This is a genomic window from Micromonospora sp. WMMD1219 (assembly GCF_049315215.1).
GTDB classification, from domain to species: domain Bacteria; phylum Actinomycetota; class Actinomycetes; order Mycobacteriales; family Micromonosporaceae; genus Micromonospora; species Micromonospora tulbaghiae.
Genome location: NZ_CP186057.1, coordinates 5,374,400 through 5,393,883 on the forward strand (window position 1 = coordinate 5,374,400; position 19,484 = coordinate 5,393,883).

Sequence of the window (19,484 nt, forward strand, 5' to 3'; positions counted from 1 at the left end):
AGGCCCGGTCGTCGGCGTCAGGTCAGCGGCACCCAGGCCAGGGTGGTCATGCCGGACAGGGCGGTCGCCTTGAGGCCGGCGTCGGAGACCGTCCAGAGCACGCCGTCGACCATCAGCGAGCGGCGGATCGGGCTCCACTCCCTACCGTCGTCGGCCAGGACGCCGGGGTGGTCGACCGCACCGGCCACGGTGAAGCCCTTGTCGCCGACGCGCAGCGCCAGCACACCGCCGGAAGGCGTGCCCTTGACGCTCTCGGCCCGGTCGGTCACCACGCCCGGACGCTGCACCGGGATCACCACCAGGCGCTCCGGCGCCCAGTACAGGAACGCGTGCGGGTCGTTCTCCGCCTCGGACCAGCCGCCCGCGACGAGGTGCTGGGCGATCCGCGCCGGCCGGGCCGGGTCGGCCACGTCGAACAGCGACACCTGCGTGCCCGTCACCCGCCCCTGGTCGGTCGCGTCCTGGCCGACCCCGATCAGGCGGCCGTCGCCGGCCGGGTGCAGGTACGACGAATACCCGTTGATCTTCAACTCGCCGGTGACCCGGGGCGCGGCCGGGTCACGCAGGTCCACTCCGTACAGCGGGTCGGTCTGCCGGAACGTGACCACGTATCCGGTGCCGCCGACGAACCGCACCGCGAAGATCCGCTCGCCCTTGCCCAGGCCGGTGATCGCGCCGACCCGGGTCAGCGTGGCGCCGTCGGTGCGCAGCACGTAGACGCCGGACTGCGAGGTGGTCCGCCGGCCCCAGGTGTCACCCGTCGTGGTCGCCACGCGCAGGTGACCGTCCCACTCGGACAGCGCGTACTGGTCGATCAGCCAGCCGGGCACGGACCCGGCGGCGACGAAGCGGGGCGTGCCCGCCGCGGTGTCGAACTGGTAGATCTCGGTGTTGGTGTCGCGTGCCGCGGACGGCCCGCCACGCCACGTCCGCCAGCGCTGGTCGTTGGCGACGTAGAGGCGTGCGCCGTTGCTGTAGACGGTGTCGCCGTCGGCGGCCACGGTGACCGGGTCACCGGCGCCGAGCGCGGACGCGCCCAGGTCGAAGCTGAGCACCGTCACCATCGACGCGCCGGAGAAGCCCGCCGGCCGGCTGACCCGGTCGCAGCCGACCCGTCCGGTGCCGACGGTCCGCACGTCGTCGCGGATCTCGTAGCGGGGCAGCCAGTCGTCGAGCGTGGCCTTGTCGATGACCGCGCGGTTGGCGGCGATCCGCTGGGCGTCGGTCTTGCGATCGGAGCGGTAGGGGAAGTCGAGCCGTGGCGCGGACCGGATCACCACGCGGGCGGTCGCGTCGGACTGCCGGGCGTCGACCAGGAGGCCGTCGATCCGGTACTCCCCGACCACGCGCGGCGGTCCGGCGAGGTCCAGCAGGACCAGCCGGGCCTGCGGGGTCGTGCCCGGGCGCGTCTGCCTGCCCGGTACGGGGCCCTTGACGGTCCGGCCGGCGCGCAGCAGCACGAGCGCCCGGTCGCCGTGCAGCAGCAGGCTCGCCTCGCCGCCGGAGAACCGCTCGGCGTCGGGATCGAGCGCCAGCCGGCCGGTCACGCGACGGCTCGCCGGGTCGACCACTGACAGCACGCCCCGGGTGACCGTGACGATCCGCTTCCCGTCGGTCTTGACCAGGTCCGGTTCGTCCACGCCGGCCTCGTGCACGTTGGTGCCGGAGTAGCCCGCCGCGGACGCCCCGCTCGCGTCCTTGGCGACGCCGCCGAGCGCCGTCGCCCGTTCCGCGCTGAACTGCCGGAGGTCGTCCGCGCCGAATCCCCACGGGCCGACCGCCGCCTTCGCTGCCGTGCGGAGCTGTCGCAGCGCCTCGTCGCAGCCGTCGAACGCCACCAGCCGCAGCCCGCCGGCCGGTGCGACCCGCCCGGTGGGTGGCGGGTCGGCGGCCGGCGGTGACGCGGTGCAGCCGGCGAGAGCCAGCGTGACGGTCAGCGTGCATCCGAGCGTCCGGTATCCGTGACGGGTCATGCCGGTCAGACGTGGCGCCGGCGAGCGCGGTTCCCGGTCGTGCCGCTCAACCGCCGGTGGTGCCGCTCAACGGCCGGCCGTGGCGCTCAACCGCCCGCCATCGCGCCGAGCACGATGAACGGCTCCTTGCCGGCGACCACCTCCTCCGGCAGCGGGTCGTCCGGGGACTCGTTGGAGAGGTCCAGCTCGCAGGCGTAGAAGCGGACGAACGGCCGGCGCTTCCCGCTGTGCCGGTCACGGATCGTGCCGAGCAGCATCGGGTACGCGGCCTCCAGCGCGTCGAGCACCTCCCGCTGGGTGGGCGGCCCGGCCACCTCGACGCGTACCTCGCCGGTGACGTGCGCCAGGTTCTTCAGGTGCGCCGGCAGCACCACCCGGATCACGGCAGCACCTGGACCTCGACCGAGAGCACGCCCGGCAGGTCCCGCACGATCGGCGCCCACGTGTCGCCGCCGTCGGCCGAGTGGTAGACCTGACCGCCGGTGGTGCCGAAGTAGATGCCGCACGGGTCGAGCGTGTCGACGGCCATCGCGTCGCGCAGCACGTTGACGTAGCAGTGCGACTGCGGCAGCCCCTCGGTCAGCGGCTCCCAGTGCTCACCGCCGGTACGGCTGCGGTAGACGCGCAGCTTGCCCTCCGGCGGGTAGTGCAGCGAGTCGCTGGTGATCGGCACCACGTAGACCGTCTCCGGCTCGTGCGCGTGCACCGCGATCGGGAAGCCGAAGTCCGTCGGCAGGTCGCCGCTGACCTCCCGCCAGTTGGCGCCCGCGTCGTCGGTGCGCATGACGTCCCAGTGCTTCTGCATGAACAGCGTGTCCGGCCGGGACGGGTGCTGGGCGAGACGGTGCACGCAGTGCCCGACCTCGGAGTCGGTGTCGGGGATCTCGCCGGAACGCAGACCCTTGTTGATCGGCAGCCAGCTCGCGCCGCCGTCGTCGCTGCGGAACGCGCCGGCCGCCGAGATCGCGACGTAGATCCGGTCCCGGTCGGCCGCGTCGAGGATGATCGTGTGCAGGCACATCCCGCCCGCGCCGGGCTGCCAGGACGGGCCGGTCGGGTGCTGCCGCAGCGCGGTCAGCTCGGACCACTTCTGACCGCCGTCGGTGGACAGGTAGAGGGCGGCGTCCTCGCCGCCCGCGTACACGGTGTCGGGGTCGTGGCGGGACGGCTCCAGGTGCCAGATCCGCTTGAACTCCCACGGCCGTGGGGTGCCGTCGTACCAGAGGTGCTGCCCCACCTCGCCGCTGTAGGCGAAGTCGTTGCCGACAGTCGCCCAGGTCCGGCCGCCGTCGTCCGAGCGCTGGATCAGCTGCCCGAACCAGCCGCCGGACTGGGACGCGTACAGCCGGTCCGGTTCGACGGGTGAACCGGTCAGGTGGTAGATCTCCCAGCCGCCGAAGTGCGGCCCGTCGACGGTCCAGTCGTCGCGCCTGCCGTCCGAGGTCAGGATGAACGCGCCCTTGCGCGTGCCGACAAGTACTCGTACGCCGCTCATGTCTCGTCCTCTCGTCCGAGGGGTTCTCCCCGCAATGACCGTGCGGCTCACCGAAACTCATCGCTGTCGTACTCCCCGGCTACGACATTTCCTTCCCGGACGCGCGGCGGCGGGCCGCCACGCCGGTGCGGCCGGATTGTCGGGGGCTGCGGCTAGCCTGCGCGCATGACCGGCCCCGGAGACGTCCCACCCGAGCACCTCGCCCGCCTGCGGCCGGTCTGCCTCGGCCTGCCGGAGACCTACGAGGAAGCGGCCTGGGTGGGCGTGCGATGGCGCGTCCGCAGCCGGACGTTCGCCCACGTGCTCACCGTCGACCCGGGCCACCAGGCGGCGTACGCGCGGGCCGCGGCGACCGACGAGCCGGTCTGCGTGATGACGTTCCGCTCCCCCGGTGACGAGATCGCCGGGCTGCTCGCGGCCGGGCCGCACTTCTTCAAGCCGGACTGGGCCGCCGACGTGGTCGGGCTGCGGCTGGACGCGGACACGGACTGGACCGAGGTCGCCGAGCTGCTCACCGAGAGCTACTGCGTGCTGGCCCCGAAGAAGCTGGTGGCGCTGGTCGACCGGCCGGTGGGGCCATGACGCCACGGGCGGGGCTTCCCCGGGGCGGGACATCGGCAGTACGGTGAGCGCGGTGTGCCGGGAAGCCTGGTCGGCGGTCGTCGTCCCGCCGTCTCCAGGAGCCACGCCATGGGAGTCCCCGCCGTCCACACCCGTGATCTGACGAAGCACTACGGCCGCCTGGTGGCCCTCGACGGCCTGGACCTGACCGTCGAAGCCGGTGAGGTGGTCGGTCTCCTCGGCCCCAACGGCGCCGGCAAGTCCACCACGATCCGGTTGCTGCTCGGCCTCGCCCGTCCCACCCAGGGTGTCGCCCGGATCTTCGAGGCGGACGCCGCTGACGTGCGGGCGGCGCACCGGCTGCTGGCGTACGTGCCGGCCGACGTGGCGCTCTGGCCGCACCTCACCGGCGCGGAGATCCTCGACCTGCTCGCCGCGACCGGTCCCGGCGTGGACGCCGGCTACCGGGCCGACCTCGTCGAACGGTTCGCGCTCGACCCGTCCCGCCCGGCCGGCACCTACTCGACCGGCAACCGGCAGAAGGTCGCGCTGGTCGCCGCGTTCGCCACCCGGGCGCCGCTGCTCGTGCTCGACGAGCCGACGAGCGGGCTGGATCCGCTGATGGAGCTGCAGTTCCGCCGCGCGGTGGGCGAGGCGCGGGACAACGGGCAGAGCGTGCTGCTCTGCTCGCACCAGCTCGCCGAGGTGGAGGCGGTCTGCGACCGGGTGGCGATCCTGCGGGCCGGCCGGCTCGTCGACATCGCCCCGGTGCCGCAGTTGCGGCGGCTGCACCGCAGCGAGGTGACGGTAGGGTTCACCGGCCCCGCGCCCGGCCTGGCTGGCGTGCCCGGCGTCGAAGCGGTCGAGGAGCGGCAGGGACTGCTGCGCTTCACCCTCGCCGGCCCGCCCGCCGCCGCGCTGCGCGCCCTGTCCGGCGCGGAGATCACCACGCTGACCGTGCGCGAGCCGAGCCTGGAGGAGATCTTCCTCGACTACTACGGGGAGCAGTCGTGACCCGCCCGGCCGGCACAGCGGTCAGCCTGCTCGCCGCCCGCGGCGTCTGGCGGCCGGCCCTCGTCGTGACCGGCGTGACCGTCGGCATGTCCGCCCTGGTGGTGGCCACCTACGCCGGCGCCGTCGGCGAGGGCATGGACGCCGCCGCCCTGGCGACGCTGGCGCACAACCCGGCGATCCGTACGTTGTTCGGCGAGCCCGTCGCCCTGGACACCGCCGGTGGGTTCACCGTGTGGCGCACCGGCACGGTGCTGGCCGTGCTGGTCAGCGTGTGGAGCCTGCTGGCGACCGTCCGGGTGACCCGGGGCGAGGAGGAGGCCGGCCGGTGGGGGTTGCTGCTCGCCGGCCGGCTGACACCCGCGGCGGTGCTGCGGCGTCACCTGGCGCCGCTGACGGCGACGTCGGCGGTGGCCGGTTCGCTGCTCGCGGCCGCGCTGACGGCGGCCGGCACGCCGTGGCAGGGTGCGCTGCTGCACGGGGCCGGTCTCGCCTCGGCCGGGGCGTTCGCGGTCGCGGTGGGCGCGGTCGTCGTCCAGGTCCAGCCGACCAGGGCGGGGGCGGCCGGTAGCGGCCTGGCCGTGCTCGGGGCCGGTCTGCTGGCGCGGATGGCCGGCGACTCCGGGCCGGCGGCGGCGTGGCTGCGGTGGCTGCCGCCGTACGGTCCGCTCGCGCTCACCCGCCCGTACCACGAGAACCGGTGGGCGCCGCTGCTCGTGTCGCTGGCCGCCGTCGTCGTGCTGACCGGGGCGGCGCTGGCCCTGTGCGCCCGGCGCGACGTGGGCGCCGGACTGCTGCGCCCACCGGCTGGCCGGGCACCGCGACGCCACCTGCTGCACTCGGTGCCGGCCTTCGCGATGCGGCGCGCCCTGCGTCCGCTCGCCGGCTGGGCCACCGGTGTCGCCGCCTACTTCCTGCTGATCGGCGTGCTCGCCACGTCGCTGACCGGCTTCCTGGAGCAGAACCCCGCCTTCGCCGACCTCGCCGCGCGGGCGGGCTTCGGCGGGCTCGACCGGGTCCGGGGGTACGTGGCCACGCTGTTCGCGCTGCTGGCGGTGCCGATCGGCGCGTTCGCCACCGCGCGGTTGAACGCCTTCGTCGCCGCCGAGGTCGCCGGCCGGCTCACGCTGCTGCGGGCCGGCCCGGTCAGCCGGGTCCGGCTGCTCGCCGCCGACGTGGGCAGCGCGTCCGCCGGGGCGGTGGCGCTGGCGGTCGCGGCCGGTCTCGCGACGTGGCTGGGTACCACGGTGGTCGGCGCCGGCCTGCCGCTCACCGCCGCCCTGGCGGGCACGTTCAACGTGCTGCCGCTGGCGTTGCTCGGCGCCGGGGCGGCCACCCTCGCCGTCGGCGCGGCGCCCCGGCTCGTTCCCGTGCTGGGCATGCTGCCCACAGCGGGTGGTTTCCTGCTGACGGTGGTGACGGAGAGCGTGCGCGCGCCCGCCTGGATCGGCGCGCTGTCCCCGTACGCGCATCTCGCCGCCGTGCCCGACGCGGCGCCGAACTGGACGGCTCAGGGCGTGCTCGTCGCGGCGGCGTTCGCCCTGGCGGCCCTGGGCGGCTGGGCCTACGGCCGCCGGGATGTGGCGGGCTGAGTCAGCCGAGCTTCTTGCGCAGCGTCTCGAACGCCAGGTCCGGCCGCAGCGGCACGCCGAAGCGCTCGTCGCCGTACGGGAACGGGCTCAGTTCGCCGGTGCGCACGTAGCCGCGCCGCTCGTACCAGGCGATCAGGTCGTCGCGCTGGACGATCACCGTCATCCGCATCTCGCCGGCGTGCCACTGCTCGGCCGCGTAGCGCTCGGCCTCGGCCAGCAGTTCCCGGCCCAGGCCGCCGCCCTGCCGGCCGGGGGCCACCGCGAACATGCCGAAGTAGACGTGGTCGTCGCGGCGTTCGAGCTGGCAGCAGGCCACCGGGGCGCCGTCCTGCTCGGCGACCAGCACCACGCCGCCCGGGCCGGTGACCGCCGCGGCCACCATCTCCGGGTCGGTGCGCTGCCCGGCCAGCAGGTCCGCCTCGTGGGTCCAGCCCTGGCGGCTGCGCTCGCCCCGGTACGCCGACTCGATCAGGTCGACGAGGGCGGCCACGTCCTCGGGGCGGGCGACCCGGACGGTACGGGGTGCGGGGCTGGTCATGGCGGTTCTCCACGGTCGCGGCGACGTACCTGGTCAGCGTACGCACGCGGGTGTCCCGGACGGCGGCCGGGACCACCGGGCGGGACGGCTCGTGGTTCACTGCCCGGCATGGAGACGACGGTCGGCGCGGCGGGACTGCCGGCGGTCGTCGACCTGCCGGCCGGGCCGGTACGCGGCGGCCTCGTCGTGCTGCACGGCTCACACGCCGGGCAACGCTCCCACTTCCTCTACGCGCACCTGGCCCGGCTGCTGCCTCCGGCCGGGATCGCGGTGCTGCGCTACGACCGCCGCCCCCGGATCGACGGGCACGACGTGCCGCTGGCCGACCAGGCCGAGGACGCGTCGGCCGCGGTGACCGAGCTGCGCCGGCACGTCGGGGCGGTCCCGGTCGGGCTCTGGGGCTTCAGCCAGGGCGCGTGGGCGGCGGCGCTGACCGCCACCCGGTGCCCGGTCGACTTCCTGGTCCTGGTGGGGTGCAGCGGCGTGAGCCCCGCGAGGCAGATGCGCTACGGCACCGCCGAGCAGTTGCGCCGCAACGGGTACGGCCCGGCCGACGTGGCTGAACTGACTCGGTTGCGCGCGCTCGTCGAGGACTACCTGCGCGGCGACGTGGCCCGCCCGGTGGCGCAGGCGGCGATCGACGCGGCGGGCCGGCGCCAGTGGTTCCCGCTGGCGTCCCTGCCCGACGAACTGCCCGCCACGCCCGGCACCTGGACCGACATGGACTACGACCCGGCGCCGGTCCTGGCACGGCTGGCCGGCCCGGTGCTGCTCTGCTACGGCGAGACGGACGCGTGGATCCCGATCGAGGAGAGCCTCGCGGTGTGGCGGCGGAGCGCCCGCGACGCCGAGCTGACGGTGGCCCGGCTGGCCGGCTGCGACCACGCCCCGACGCTCGGGGAGCGCGAGGACCTGGACGGCGTCAGCCCGCAGTACGAGCGGGTCCTGCTCGACTGGCTCGACCGGACGCTGCCGCCGCCGGGCTGAGTGGCCGGGCTGGGCGGCCGGACTGGGTGGCCGGGCTGGGTGGCCGGGCTGGGTGGCCGGGCTGGGTGGCCGGGCTGGGTGGCCGGGCGCCGCGGAAGGCGGTCGCCCGCCCCGCGTGACCCGGCTACGCTGCCGCGCATGGACGCCGACCTGCCCACCTTCGAGTTCGCCTTCCCCGGCCCGCTGCGCGACCAGCTCGTCGCCGCGGTGCTCGACGGGAGCAAGACCACCACCACCGGGCTGCTCCAGGACTACGAGATCGACGGCGAGCCGCTGCCCGCCCTCGGCACCCGCTCGGCGGTGATCGACTCCGACGGCCGGCCGGTGGCGGTGATCGAGCTGGTCGAGGTCCGCGTCGCCCGCCTCGGCGACGTCGATCTCGACCACGCGCGCGACGAGGGCGAGGGGTTCGACACGGTCGCCGCCTGGCGGGCCGGCCACGAGCGGTTCTGGCACGGCGAGGACTACCGCGGCTGGCTCGGCGACCCCGGCTTCACAGTGGACGACGACACCCCGGCCGTGCTGGAACGCTTCCGCCTGGTCGAGACGCTCTGACGGGTTGCCCGCCCGAGCTCATTCGGCGGCGAGCCAGGCGCGCAGTTCCGCGCCGTGCTCGTCGAGGCCCGGCGGCGGCAGCTCGTAGCGGGGCGGCGCCTCGGACAGGCCGATCGGGTTGCGGATGCCCGGAACCCCGCCGGCCGTCACCACCGGCTCCAGGCCGAGCCCCTGCGCCAGCGCGACCCCCTCGGCGACCGAGTTGATCGGGCTGCACGGCACGCCCGCGGCGCGCAGCTCGGCGAACCACTCCGCGCTGCCGCGCCGGGACAGCGCCGCCACCAGCAGCGGGCGCAGTTCGTCGCGGTGCGCGGTGCGGTCGGCGTTGCGGCGGAACCGTGCGTCGCCGGCCAGCTCCGGCACGCCGAGCACCCGGCAGAGGGTACGGAACTGGCCGTCGTTCCCGGCGATCACCACCAGCTCGCCGTCGGCGGTGGGCAGCGGCTCGTACGGCACGATGCTCGGATGGGCGTTGCCCATCCGGTGCGGTGCCGCTCCCCCCGCGACGTGCGCGCCGGTGTGGTTGACCAGCCCGGACAGCGCCGAGGACAGCAGGTCCACTGTGACGTGCTGCCCGCGCCCGGTCTCCTCGCGGTGCCGCAGCGCGGCCAGGATCCCGACCGCCGCGTGCAGCCCGGCGATCACGTCGAACACGGCCACCCCGGCCTTGTAGGGCGGGCCGTCCGCGTCCCCGGTGAGGCTCATCAGCCCGGCCGCGGCCTGCACCATGAGGTCGTACCCGGGCAGGTCGGCGCCCCCGGCGGCGCCGAAGCCGCTGATCGAGGCGTACACCAGGCGGGCGTTGCGGGCGGTGACCGTGTCGTGGTCGAGGCCGAAGCGGCGCAGCGCGCCCGGGCGGAAGTTCTGGATCAGCACGTCGGCCCGGTCGGCCAGCCGGTGCGCCAGCGTCAGGTCGCCGGGGTCGGTCAGGTCGAGCACCAGCGAACGCTTGTTGCGGTTGACCGCGAGGTAGTAGGTGGAGACGTCGTCGCGCACCGGGGGCCGCCAGCCGCGGGTGTCGTCGCCGCCGGGCGCCTCCACCTTGACCACGTCCGCGCCCAGGTCGGCCAGCAGCATCGTGGCGTACGGCCCGGCGAGGATCCGGGAGAAGTCGGCGACCAGCACCCCGCGCAACGGACCCGACATGCCCATCCCTCCCTCGCCGCCGACCACGATGACACATTCCTGACGGCGCGCCGGGCCGGGGTGTCCGCCCCGGCTACGGTCACGGTGGGTCCGCCGACACGCCGGGCGGACGTACCGGTGAGAGGGGTGCCCGTGTCGCTGCTGAGCCGGCTCGCCGAGGCCACCGACGACCGCCCGGGCGCGGTGCGCGTGGGAGACCGGTCGCTGTCCTGGGTGGAGCTGCGCCGGGCGGCCACCGCCGTCGCCGACGACCTGCGGGGCGCGGCCCGGGTGGCGGTGCCCGCGACGGCGAGCCTGGAGACGGTGGTCGGCGTGGTCGGCGGGCTGCTGGCAGGCGCGGCGGTGGTGCCGGTGCCGCCGGACGCCGGCCCGATGGAACGCGACCACATCCTGCGCGACTCCGGCGCGGAACTGCTGCTGGCGGCGCCGGGCGCACCGGACGCCGACGCCGGCTCGCTGCCGGTCGTGCCGCTGGACCTGGCCCGGCGCTCGGACACCCGGCGCCCCGAGCCCGATCCGGCGGCCACCGCGCTGATCCTCTACACCTCCGGCACCACCGGCGCGCCGAAGGGCGCCGTGCTGTCCCGCCGCGCGATCGCCGCCTGCCTGGACGGGCTCGCCGACGCGTGGGCGTGGACCCCGGACGACGTGCTGGCACACGGCCTGCCGCTGTTCCACGTGCACAAGCTGGTGCTCGGCGTGCTCGGCCCGCTGCGCGTCGGCAGCCGGCTGCGCCACGTCGGCCGGCCCCACCCCGAGCGGTACGCGGCGGCGGGCGCCTCGATGTACTTCGGCGTACCCACGATCTGGTCGCGGATCGCGGCGCGACCGGCGGCGGCGCGGGCGCTGCGCGGCGCCCGGCTGCTGGTGTCCGGCAGCGCCGCACTGCCGGAGCCGGTCTTCGCGGCGCTGGCCGGGCTGACCGGGCACCGGCCGCTGGAGCGGTACGGGATGACCGAGACGCTCGTGACGGTGAGCGCCCGCGCGGACGGTCCCCGGCGGTCCGGCACAGTGGGCGTGCCGCTGCCCGGCGTGCTGACGCGGGTGGTGGACGAGCACGGCGGCCCGCTGCCCGCCGAGGCGATGGGTGAGCTCCAGGTACGCGGCGGCACGTTGTTCGACGGCTACCTGAACCGGCCGGACGCCGACGCGACCACCCGCACGGCGGACGGCTGGTTCCGCACCGGCGACGTCGCGACGGTCGGCCCGGACGGCGCCCACCGGATCGTCGGCCGGGCCGCCACCGACCTGATCTCCAGCGGCGGGTACCGGATCGGGGCCGGCGAGGTGGAGGACGCGCTGCTGGCCCACCCGGGGGTGCGGGAGGCGGCGGTGGTCGGCACGCCCCACCCCGACCTGGGGCAGCAGGTGACCGCGTACGTGGTCGGCGACGGCGTGGCCGAGGCGGAGCTGATCGACTTCGTGGCGCGGCACCTGTCCGCGCACAAGCGCCCCCGGCAGGTGCGGCTGGTCGGCGCGCTGCCGCGCAACGCGATGGGCAAGGTGCAGAAGTCCCGCCTGACCGAGGTGTGAGCGGCCCGTTCAGCGGGCCGCCGCCGCGCGGCGGACCTGGCGGCGGGCCTCGTCCGCGGGTACGCCCGTGGCGCGCAGCAGGTCGTTGGCGACGGTCCGCAGCTGCGACACCACGATGGTGCCGGAGAAGCCGATGTCCTGCCGGCACGCCTCGCCCGCGGCGCGGACCGCGCGCAGCACCCGTTCCCGGGCGGCGACCGGCTCGTCGGCGGCCAGGAACGCCCGGTGCAGCAGCCGGATCGCCTCGCTGAAGTGTTCCAGCGCGGCGGGCAGCTCCGGCGGCACCGGCTCCCGGTCCCGCAACGCGGTGCCGATCCGGCGGACCATGCCCCGGCTGTTGCGGAACGCCCGGTCCAGGTGCTCGGCGCCGCGCCGGTACGCGGCCAGTGCCCGCCGTCGCCGCCAGCGCACCGGCGAGAACCGGACCACCTCGGCGGCGGCGCCGACCATCTCGTCGATGCGGTCCAGTTCCGTCTCGGCGGCGCGCATCCGGGCCAGCACCTCGTCGGCGGCGCGCACGTCGGCGTGGGCCAGCGCCTCCGCCGACGCGGTCATCTGGCGGGCGAACGTGTCGAGCGCCGGGTCGGCGACGCGGCGGACCGCGCGCAGCGGGTTCAGCGGCGCGATCACCAGCACCACGAGCAGGCCGACGACGCCGCCGACGAGCGCGTTGACGGTCCGGGGCAGCTCCAGGTCGGGCGACACCGGGGTCAGCGTGGCGACCAGGACCGCCGTACCGCCGGCCTGGGTGACGAGCGCGCCGGTGCCGCGGACCAGCACCGCCGCGGAGACCGCCAGGAACACGATCACGCCGGTCTGCCACGGGCCGGTGCCGAAGAGACGCACCAGCAGGTCGCCGACGACGATGCCGAGGACCACCCCGACCACCAGCTCCACGGTCCGCCGGGTGCGGTTGCCGAGCGAGGCGGCGATGACGCTCACCGCCGCGGCGGGCGCGAACGTCGGGTCGGGGTTGCCGAGCACCTCGCGGGCCACCGTCCAGGCCAGCGCGGCGGCCAGGCCGGCCTGGACCGCCACGAGGAAGTACGTGCGCAGCCTCCGGCGGCTCGACCGCCCGGCGTCGCGTACCCGGTCGACGGCATCCCGCATGCGCCCGGGTACCCGCGGTCGCCCGCTCGAACCTCACCCGGGGTACGCCATCGTGCCGGTCAGCGCCACCACCCCGGGCAGCCGGGTGTCCTGGCGCAGGAACTGCACCACCACCGGGACCGGGGAGCGCAGCACGCAGCCGTACGGGCGGTCCAGCCGCACCGCCTCCGGGTCGATCAGGTCGTTCACCCGTACGTGCCGGATGCGTCGGGCACCGACCCGTATCCGGTACGGCCCGGCCGGTTCGGCGTCCTGGTAGTAGAAGTCCAGCTCCAGCTCGGCGTCCTCGTCGCCGGCGTTGAGCACGCAGAGCTGGTCGAAGGCGGTGAACGCCGGTTCCGGGCCGTGCGCGGGGAACGGCACGTGCCCGCCGGGCACCACCCAGATCCGGGCGCCGACCGGCCCGTTCACTGCTCCTCCAGCAGGCGGGCCAGGTCCGGGGTGAGGAACACCCCGCCCGGGTCGAGCCGGCGGCGCACCGCCTGGAAGTCGTCCCAGCGGGGAAAGAGGGGACGCAGGTCCCGCGCGCCGAGCCAGTGCTTCTTGCCCCAGTGCGGGCGTCCGCCGTAGTGCCGGAACACCGCCTCCACGTCCCGGAAGTACTCCTCGTACGGCAGCGAGGTGTTCTGCAGGCAGGCGATCGTGGTGGTGGGGCGGCCGTAGGCGTTGCTGAGCCAGATGTCGTCGGCGGCTATGGTGCGCACGAGGACCCGCCAGGCGGCCACCCGGCGGTGCCGGTCGCGCACCCGGCGGCGCACCTCGGCGAAGCAGGCCGGGAACGCCTCCGACGGCAGCATGTACTCGATCTCCTCGAAGCGCAGCTCCCGGTCCCGGGGAATGGTGCGGTGGGTCGGCCCGACCTGGCTCTGCCGGGGCTCGCCGTCCGGCAACCGGACCTCCGCCCGCTCCGGCGCGGCGTCCGTGTCGATGCGGTTGATCACCCGGATCTGCGTGCGGTCGCTGCGCGGGTACCAGTAGAAGTCCATGTTGCGGTTGGTGTGCTGGAGCTCGGCGAGGTGGTCGAGGGTCCAGTCCAGGTGCGCGCACCAGGAGCGGCGGTGCAGCTGATAGGTCGGCTGCACGTCGAGCGTGATCCGGGTGACCACGCCCAGCGCGCCGAGGGAGAGACGGACGGCGGGCAGCAGGTCCGGGTTGCGGCGCGCGTCGACGTCCAGCACGTCGCCGGTGCCGGTGACCAGGCGTACGCCGGTGACCTGCGTGCTCAGGTTCCCGAAGCCGATGCCGGTGCCGTGGGTGCCGGTGGCGGTCGCCCCGGCGATCGACTGGTAGTCGACGTCACCCAGGTTGTCCATGGCCAGCCCGGCGTCGTAGAGCCCTTCGCCGAGCGCCCTGAGCTTGGTGCCGGCCCACGCGGTCGCGAGGCGCCCGTCGTCGGAGATCACGCCGGACAGCCGGTCCAGGCTCAGCAGGATCCCGTCGGTACGCACCAGCGGGCTGGACGAGTGCCCGGAGCCGACCGGCCGGACGGTGGTGCCGCTCTCCCGGGCGCGGCGTACCAGCGCGCACACCTCCGCCTCGTCGGCGGGCTCGGCCCGCTCCGCCGGCGTGAAGCGGAGGCTGCCGGACCAGTTCACGAACTCGCGTGTCACAGCGGCCCTCCCCGGCCCGCTTACCCGTGCCCGCCCCGGGTAGTCACCGCCGTGCCCGAGTCGCCGCCGGCGTTCCCGCCGATCGACACGTACGCGTTCCTGTCCGACACGCACACCACGGCGCTCGTCGCGCCGGACGGGGCGGTCGAGTGGTTCTGCGTACCGGACGCGGCGGGCGACGCGGTCGCGGCCCGGTTGCTCGACCGGGACGCGGGCGGCCGGTTCACGCTCACCGTCGCCGGCTGCCCGGCGCCGCGGCGCCGCTACCGGCCGGACACGCTGGTGCTGGAGAACGACTGGGCCGGCCCGTCCGGCGCGGCGGCCGGCGAGGACCTGCTCGCGGTCCGGCCCGGTGCCGCCGACCGGCCGATCCACGCCGAGCGGGTGCTGGTGCGCCGGCTGCGGGTCACCGACGGCCTGCTGCGGGTCCGCGCCGAGCTGACGCCCCGCCCCGGGTACGGGGCACGTCCGGTGCGCTGGCGGCGCGACGGTACCGGCTGGCACGCCGACGGCACGCCGCTGCGGCTGTACACCGACCTGCCGGTCAGCGTCGAGGGCGGCACGCTCGTCGCCGAGGCGGAGCTGCGCGCCGGGCAGGACGCCACGCTGCTGCTCGGGTACGCCGACCCGGTGCCCGCCCTCGCCGACGCCGGCGAGCTGACCGAGCGGACCGCCGGCACCTGGCGGACGTGGTCGGCGCGCGGCGACTACGCGGGCTTCGCGGCCGGCGCGGTCCGGCACAGCGCGCTGGTGCTGCGCGGCCTGTCCTACGACGAGACCGGCGCGCTGCTGGCCGCCCCGACCACGTCGCTGCCCGAGGAGATCGGCGGGGTACGCAACTGGGACTACCGCTTCACCTGGCACCGGGACGCGGCGCTGCTGCTGCTCGCGCTGTTCCGCCTGGGCCACGCCGAGGAGGGCCGCCGCTACCTGCGATTCCTGCTCGGCGTCTGCGCCCGGCAGCATCCGCTCGCCCCACTCGTCGGCATCCACGGCCACCCCACCGAGGAGCGCGAGCTGCCGCACCTGTCCGGCTACGCCGGCTCGGCGCCGGTGCGGATCGGGAACGAGGCGGCCCACCAGATCCAGTTCGACACGTACGGGCACATCCTCGACGCGGCGCTGGCCTACCAGTTGCTCACCGGTGAGCTGACCGGCCCGCAGTGGGCGCTGCTGCGGCGTCACGTCGAGACCATGGCGGAGCGCTGGCGGGAACCGGACCACGGGGTGTGGGAGATCCGCGGCCCGTGCCGGCACTACGTCAACTCGAAGGTGATGACCTGGGTCTGCCTGGACCGGGGCATCCGCCTCGCCGGGCTGCTCGGTGACCGCACCGCCCCGGTGGACCGGTGGCGCCGGGAACGTGACGCGCTGCACGCCGAGGTGCTCGACCGCGGCTACGACGAGCGCGCCGGCAGCTTCGTCATGGCGTACGGCGACACCGAGCCGGACGCGTCGCTGCTGCGGATGCCGCTCGTCGGGTTCCTGCCCGGCGACGACCCGCGGATGGTCGCCACCGTCGAGCGGATCCGGGCCGACCTCGCCGTCGCGCCCGACCTGATCCGCCGCTACCGGGTCGACGACGGGCTGCCCGGCACCGAGGGCGCATTCCTGCTCTGCTCCTTCGAGCTGGTCTCCGCGCTGGTGCTGGCCGGCCGGCACGGCGAGGCGCGGGAGATCTTCGACCGGCTCGCCGGCCGGGCCGGGCCGCTCGGCCTGCACCCGGAGGAACGCGCGCCCGACGGCACCGCCCTGGGCAACTTCCCGCAGGCGTTCACCCATCTGGCGCTCATCGAGGCGGCGCTGAACCTCGACTCCGCCGGCGACCGGGACGCGCTGCACGCGTGGGCGGAACGGTCACCGGCCGCGCGGACGTGACCCGCACCCCGCCGGGAACCAGGCGAGGTGTCCCGACGACTATCCCTACATGGTGTGTGAGCAGTGGCGGGAGATCCTGTCGGCACAGCTGGACGGTGAGGCGTCCGAGTCGGAGATCGAGGCGGCCGAGGCGCACCTGACCGGCTGCGCCGGCTGCCGCGGCTGGTTCGACTCGGCCGCGTCGGTGACCCGGCGGGCCCGTACGCAGCTCGCCCCGCGGGTGCCCGACCTGGTCGACGCGGTCCTGGCCGCCGCTCCCCCGCCCCGGCCCAGCCGCCGCCACCGGATCACGCTCGGGCTGCGCGGGGCGCTCGGCCTGCTCGGCGCGGTGCAGCTCGTACTCGGCCTGGCCCAGATCGGCCGGGAGGCGGTCGTCACGCACGCGCACGCCTCCGGCCAGCACCTGTGGCACGAGTCGGCGGCCTGGAACGTGGCGGTCGGCGCCGGGTTCCTCTACGTGGCGGCGCGCCGGTCCGCCCCGTCCGGCCTGCTGCCGATGCTCAGCGCGTTCGTCGCCACGCTCGTCCTGCTGTCGGTGAACGACCTGATCACCGGGCAGGTGGCGATGACCCGGCTGGTCAGCCACGGCTTCCTGCTGGTCGGCTGGGCCGTGATGCTGGTGCTGTCCCGCCTCGGCCGGCGTCCCGGCGACACCCCGCCCGGTCAGCGCCGGTCGGAGGGATCCCGGTGGGCGCTGCGGACCGAGGAACCGGCCGCGCCGTCGCTGCGGCTGGTGCCGCCCGGCCCGTACCCCGCACAGGCCCGCGACCGGCGGGCCGCCTGACGGTCCCCGCGCGGACCTGTGCCTCGCCGTGGTCCCGGTGGTCGCGGTCTCAGCGGGCCCGGCGGTCGCGGGCGTCGCCGGACCAGGCGGCGACCAGGTCCTCCCGGGCGCGGGCCACCCGGGAGCGGATGGTGCCCACCGGGCAGCCGCACACCTCGGCCGCCTCGGCGTAGGACAGGCCGAGCACCTGGGTGGCCACGAACGCCTCCCGCCGGTCCGGTGCCAGCGTGGCGATGAGGCCGCGCAGCACGACGCCGTCGTCCCCGCCGCCGGTCACCGCGCCGGCCGCCTCGGCGGCCGCCTGCCAGTCCGGCAGCGCGGCCACCCGGGGCCGGGCGGTCGCCGCGCGCACGTGGTCCACCGCGACCCGGCGGGCGATGGTGAAGATCCAGGTACGCGCGGACGACCGGCCCGCGAAGCCGGGCAGGCTGCGCAGCGCGCGCAGGAACGTCTCCTGGGCGAGGTCGTCGGCCTCGGCGGGCCCGGCGAGGTGGGCGAGGAACCGCCACACCGGTGCCTGGAGGGCCCGGACGAACGCGGCCGCGGCCAGCTGGTCTCCCCGGGCGGCGCGGCGCGCCCACCCGGTCACCTGCTCGTCGTCGGCGTCCGGGCTCATCCGCGGCCGGCCCGCCGGTCCGGCTTGCTCATGCCGGACGGTACGGATGCGCGCCCCGCTCGGTTCATTCCTGGCGTCCCTCCTGCCGGCGCCGGAGTGCCGGTCGCCCCCGGTTGGTCGGCCCTCGGGTGGGGAAAGTTCCCGAACCGGGTCAATCGTCCACGGACACGGTGACCGGCCCGACCCGCAGGACGCCGTCGGTGAGCGGGGCGCACCGGACGCCGCCGCGTCGGCGCATCGCCTTCCAGGTGCCGGGGGCGACCACCACGTCGAGCCAGGCACAGGGCGGCGCGGCCCGGTGCACGCGCAGCCGGACCGGGCCGTCGCCGGAGTCGAGCGTGAGTACGCGGCCGACCAGCTCGTCCACCGGGATGCCCTCGGTCAGCACGTTGCGCCGCAGCTGGGTGAGGTCCGCGCCGGGCGGCAGCGACTCCCGCGCGATCAGCGTGACGCTCGCCTGCCGGTGCGCGGGGCGGCCGAAGTAGCGGTCACCGACGATGCCGAGCCCGGCTCGTAGCTCCACCCGGTCGACCAGTTCGCCCGGTGGCGCGGGGGCGGGTCCGTCCGCCGGGCGGCCCACGTACCGGTGCACGGGCGAGGCCAGCAACTGGACGATCCGCGGCATGCCCGAAGTCTAATCGCGGGCATACCACCCCCAAACCGGACGATAGCCGCGCTCACGTATCCGCGCTTTCTGGAGAGCGTTGTACCAGGTGTGACGGCGAGGCGACCCGATGCGATCGGCGCTCATCCGCAACGGCGGCTGGCCTGGGCACGGCGCGAGAACGAGCGCCGGCGCCAGGCGTACGAGGCCGCGGCCCGGATCTGGCGGCGCCGCGCCGAACACCTGGACCGGCTGTCGATGGAGGCGGCGGGCTTCCGTGGCTGTGCGCTGCCCGGCACCGCGCTCCCGGTGCCGCTGGACGACGGCGAGGTCGTCTACCGCATCCTGCCCACCGTCGACCTGGTCGAGGCCACGGCCCGGCACCTGCCCGGGCTTCCGGCGCCGGGCCGCACGCTCGCCGGCTGTCTCGACCCGGCCGACGGTCCGCTGCCGGCGGGACTACGCGTGGTCGACAGCGGCGCCGCAGTGGTGACCGACCGGCGGGTGGCCTTCGCCGGGCACGACGTCCGGCGGGACTGGCTGCTGCGGGATCTGCGCGGCCTCGGACATCACCCGGACCGTCCGGTCACCCTGCTGCACGACGCCGACGGCGGCACACCGGCGGGCCTGCGTGCGCCGGCCCCGGGCGCGGCGAACGCCCGCTTCTACCTCACCCTGGCCCACGCCGACGCCACCGGCACGCGGCAGGCGGTCGTCGAGGACGTCGAGGCGCTGCGGTCCGCCCACCGGGCCGCCCGGCCCCGCCCGCCCCGGCCGCTCGGCCCGTGGGACGCCCCGGCCGAGCGGGCACTCCCCCAGCGGCTGGCCGCGGCGGGCGTCGCGGCGGTGGCCGTACTGCTGGGCGTCACTTCGGCCGGCACCTGGACGGCCACCGCCGGGCAGACCGATCCGGCGCGCCGGCCGGCCGCGGTTCCCGCCACCACGGCCGCGCCTTCGGCGCCGCCAGTGGTGACTTCGGTCGGGCCGTCGTCTCCCCCGGCGCCCCGGCCGACCCGGCCCGCGCCGCGACCGGAGCGTCCCTCGAATCCGGCGGCGTGGTCGGGCGAGCGGGTCCACACCACCGCACCGCCTGTCGCCGGGCAGTCGCCGACGCACGCCGTCGGCCGTCCGCCGCCCCCGGCCGAACCGTCCAGCCCTCCTGCCGACGAGACGACCCCGGCGCCGACCGCGAGCCCGACGGGCGACCCGGCCCCGACCGGCGAGCCCGGCCCCACCGGCGAGCCGAGCCCCACGGCCTCATTCGAGCCGCCCCTCCTGGACCTGCTCGGCCTACGAATCGGCCCGACCGTCCGTTCCGGCACGACACCCTGACCCCTCCCCGCAACCCCACCCTCGGGCTCCTCCGAGGCGGCCCGCCCACCACGCCGTCGATCTTGCACTTGCCGCCCGACGAGCGTCCGGATTCATCCGATTCGGGTGGTCCGCAAGTGCAAGATCGCGGGGATCGGGGCGGGCGAGGGTGGGGGTGGG

General features: G+C 75.9%; 19 protein-coding genes. 9 read left to right on the forward strand and 10 right to left on the reverse strand.

Going from position 1 to position 19,484, the window contains the following annotated elements:
* Nucleotides 1-17: 17 nt before the first annotated feature.
* The 3 genes from ACN27C_RS25100 to ACN27C_RS25110 form a co-directional block, all read right to left on the reverse strand.
* Complete coding sequence (locus tag ACN27C_RS25100; protein ID WP_422748532.1) at nt 18-1,973, reverse strand: beta-propeller domain-containing protein; 1,956 nt, start codon at nt 1,971-1,973, stop codon at nt 18-20.
* 86 nt (nt 1,974-2,059) lie between these two features.
* Nucleotides 2,060-2,356, reverse strand: coding sequence for a MoaD/ThiS family protein (locus ACN27C_RS25105; protein WP_018784437.1), 297 nt, complete (start codon nt 2,354-2,356; stop codon nt 2,060-2,062).
* The gene (locus ACN27C_RS25110; RefSeq protein WP_120570017.1) at nt 2,353-3,468 is read right to left on the reverse strand and encodes a WD40/YVTN/BNR-like repeat-containing protein; all 1,116 of its coding nucleotides are present in this window, start codon (nt 3,466-3,468) and stop codon (nt 2,353-2,355) included. Before ACN27C_RS25110 ends, ACN27C_RS25105 begins: the two co-directional genes overlap by 4 nt.
* Nucleotides 3,469-3,633: 165 nt before the next feature.
* Between ACN27C_RS25110 and ACN27C_RS25115 the strand changes: the two genes are divergently transcribed.
* The 3 genes from ACN27C_RS25115 (at nt 3,634) to ACN27C_RS25125 (ending at nt 6,632) form a co-directional block, all read left to right on the forward strand.
* A complete protein-coding gene (locus tag ACN27C_RS25115) occupies nt 3,634-4,050 on the forward strand; it encodes an MmcQ/YjbR family DNA-binding protein (protein ID WP_350816603.1) in 417 nt (138 codons plus the stop codon).
* A 108-nt stretch (nt 4,051-4,158) separates the two neighbouring features.
* Nucleotides 4,159-5,043, forward strand: coding sequence for an ATP-binding cassette domain-containing protein (locus tag ACN27C_RS25120; protein WP_422748535.1), 885 nt, complete (start codon nt 4,159-4,161; stop codon nt 5,041-5,043).
* Nucleotides 5,040-6,632: a polyketide antibiotic transporter gene (locus ACN27C_RS25125; RefSeq protein ID WP_121684930.1), complete on the forward strand. Its 1,593-nt coding sequence runs from the start codon at nt 5,040-5,042 to the stop codon at nt 6,630-6,632. Before ACN27C_RS25120 ends, ACN27C_RS25125 begins: the two co-directional genes overlap by 4 nt.
* A 1-nt stretch (nt 6,633) precedes the next feature.
* Here ACN27C_RS25125 and ACN27C_RS25130 read toward each other — a convergent pair whose 3' ends face one another.
* Nucleotides 6,634-7,170 carry a GNAT family N-acetyltransferase gene (locus ACN27C_RS25130; protein WP_422748537.1) on the reverse strand — a complete coding sequence of 179 codons (537 nt, stop codon included), beginning with the start codon at nt 7,168-7,170 and terminating at the stop codon, nt 6,634-6,636.
* A 108-nt stretch (nt 7,171-7,278) separates the two neighbouring features.
* Here ACN27C_RS25130 and ACN27C_RS25135 point away from each other — a divergent pair, with 108 nt between their 5' ends.
* Both ACN27C_RS25135 and ACN27C_RS25140 read left to right on the forward strand, forming a co-directional pair.
* Nucleotides 7,279-8,157, forward strand: coding sequence for an alpha/beta hydrolase family protein (locus tag ACN27C_RS25135; RefSeq protein WP_422748539.1), 879 nt, complete (start codon nt 7,279-7,281; stop codon nt 8,155-8,157).
* A gap of 138 nt (nt 8,158-8,295) precedes the next feature.
* Nucleotides 8,296-8,712 (forward strand): ASCH domain-containing protein, encoded by a 417-nt coding sequence (locus ACN27C_RS25140; protein ID WP_422748541.1) that lies wholly within the window; start codon nt 8,296-8,298, stop codon nt 8,710-8,712.
* Between the two features lie 18 nt (nt 8,713-8,730).
* Here the strand turns inward: ACN27C_RS25140 and ACN27C_RS25145 are convergent, their stop codons facing one another.
* Nucleotides 8,731-9,858 (reverse strand): CaiB/BaiF CoA transferase family protein, encoded by a 1,128-nt coding sequence (locus tag ACN27C_RS25145; RefSeq protein ID WP_422748543.1) that lies wholly within the window; start codon nt 9,856-9,858, stop codon nt 8,731-8,733.
* Between the two features lie 132 nt (nt 9,859-9,990).
* Here ACN27C_RS25145 and ACN27C_RS25150 point away from each other — a divergent pair, with 132 nt between their 5' ends.
* The gene (locus ACN27C_RS25150) at nt 9,991-11,391 is read left to right on the forward strand and encodes an acyl-CoA synthetase (RefSeq protein ID WP_422751671.1); all 1,401 of its coding nucleotides are present in this window, start codon (nt 9,991-9,993) and stop codon (nt 11,389-11,391) included.
* Between the two features lie 9 nt (nt 11,392-11,400).
* Here the strand turns inward: ACN27C_RS25150 and ACN27C_RS25155 are convergent, their stop codons facing one another.
* From ACN27C_RS25155 to ACN27C_RS25165, 3 genes are read right to left on the reverse strand one after another with little or no spacing between them, the layout of a single operon-like run.
* Nucleotides 11,401-12,501: an FUSC family protein gene (locus ACN27C_RS25155; RefSeq protein ID WP_358176991.1), complete on the reverse strand. Its 1,101-nt coding sequence runs from the start codon at nt 12,499-12,501 to the stop codon at nt 11,401-11,403.
* Nucleotides 12,502-12,534: 33 nt separating this feature from the next.
* Nucleotides 12,535-12,912 carry a sensory rhodopsin transducer gene (locus tag ACN27C_RS25160; RefSeq protein ID WP_120570023.1) on the reverse strand — a complete coding sequence of 126 codons (378 nt, stop codon included), beginning with the start codon at nt 12,910-12,912 and terminating at the stop codon, nt 12,535-12,537.
* A complete protein-coding gene (locus tag ACN27C_RS25165; protein WP_422748546.1) occupies nt 12,909-14,111 on the reverse strand; it encodes a D-arabinono-1,4-lactone oxidase in 1,203 nt (400 codons plus the stop codon). The genes ACN27C_RS25160 and ACN27C_RS25165 overlap by 4 nt, the downstream gene beginning before the upstream one ends.
* Nucleotides 14,112-14,162: 51 nt before the next feature.
* Between ACN27C_RS25165 and ACN27C_RS25170 the strand changes: the two genes are divergently transcribed.
* Nucleotides 14,163-15,989: a glycoside hydrolase family 15 protein gene (locus tag ACN27C_RS25170; protein ID WP_422748548.1), complete on the forward strand. Its 1,827-nt coding sequence runs from the start codon at nt 14,163-14,165 to the stop codon at nt 15,987-15,989.
* A 49-nt stretch (nt 15,990-16,038) separates the two neighbouring features.
* A complete protein-coding gene (locus ACN27C_RS25175; protein WP_350816595.1) occupies nt 16,039-16,773 on the forward strand; it encodes a zf-HC2 domain-containing protein in 735 nt (244 codons plus the stop codon).
* Between the two features lie 49 nt (nt 16,774-16,822).
* Here ACN27C_RS25175 and ACN27C_RS25180 read toward each other — a convergent pair whose 3' ends face one another.
* Entirely contained in the window at nt 16,823-17,389 is a 567-nt protein-coding gene (locus tag ACN27C_RS25180) for a sigma-70 family RNA polymerase sigma factor (RefSeq protein ID WP_120570026.1), read from the reverse strand.
* A 151-nt stretch (nt 17,390-17,540) separates the two neighbouring features.
* On the reverse strand, nt 17,541-18,014 hold the full coding sequence (locus ACN27C_RS25185) for a molybdenum cofactor biosysynthesis protein (protein WP_121684925.1): 474 nt from the start codon (nt 18,012-18,014) through the stop codon (nt 17,541-17,543).
* A gap of 90 nt (nt 18,015-18,104) precedes the next feature.
* Between ACN27C_RS25185 and ACN27C_RS25190 the strand changes: the two genes are divergently transcribed.
* Nucleotides 18,105-19,325, forward strand: a complete 1,221-nt coding sequence (locus ACN27C_RS25190) for a hypothetical protein (protein ID WP_422748551.1) — start codon at nt 18,105-18,107, stop codon at nt 19,323-19,325.
* The last annotated feature ends 159 nt before the right edge of the window (nt 19,326-19,484 follow it).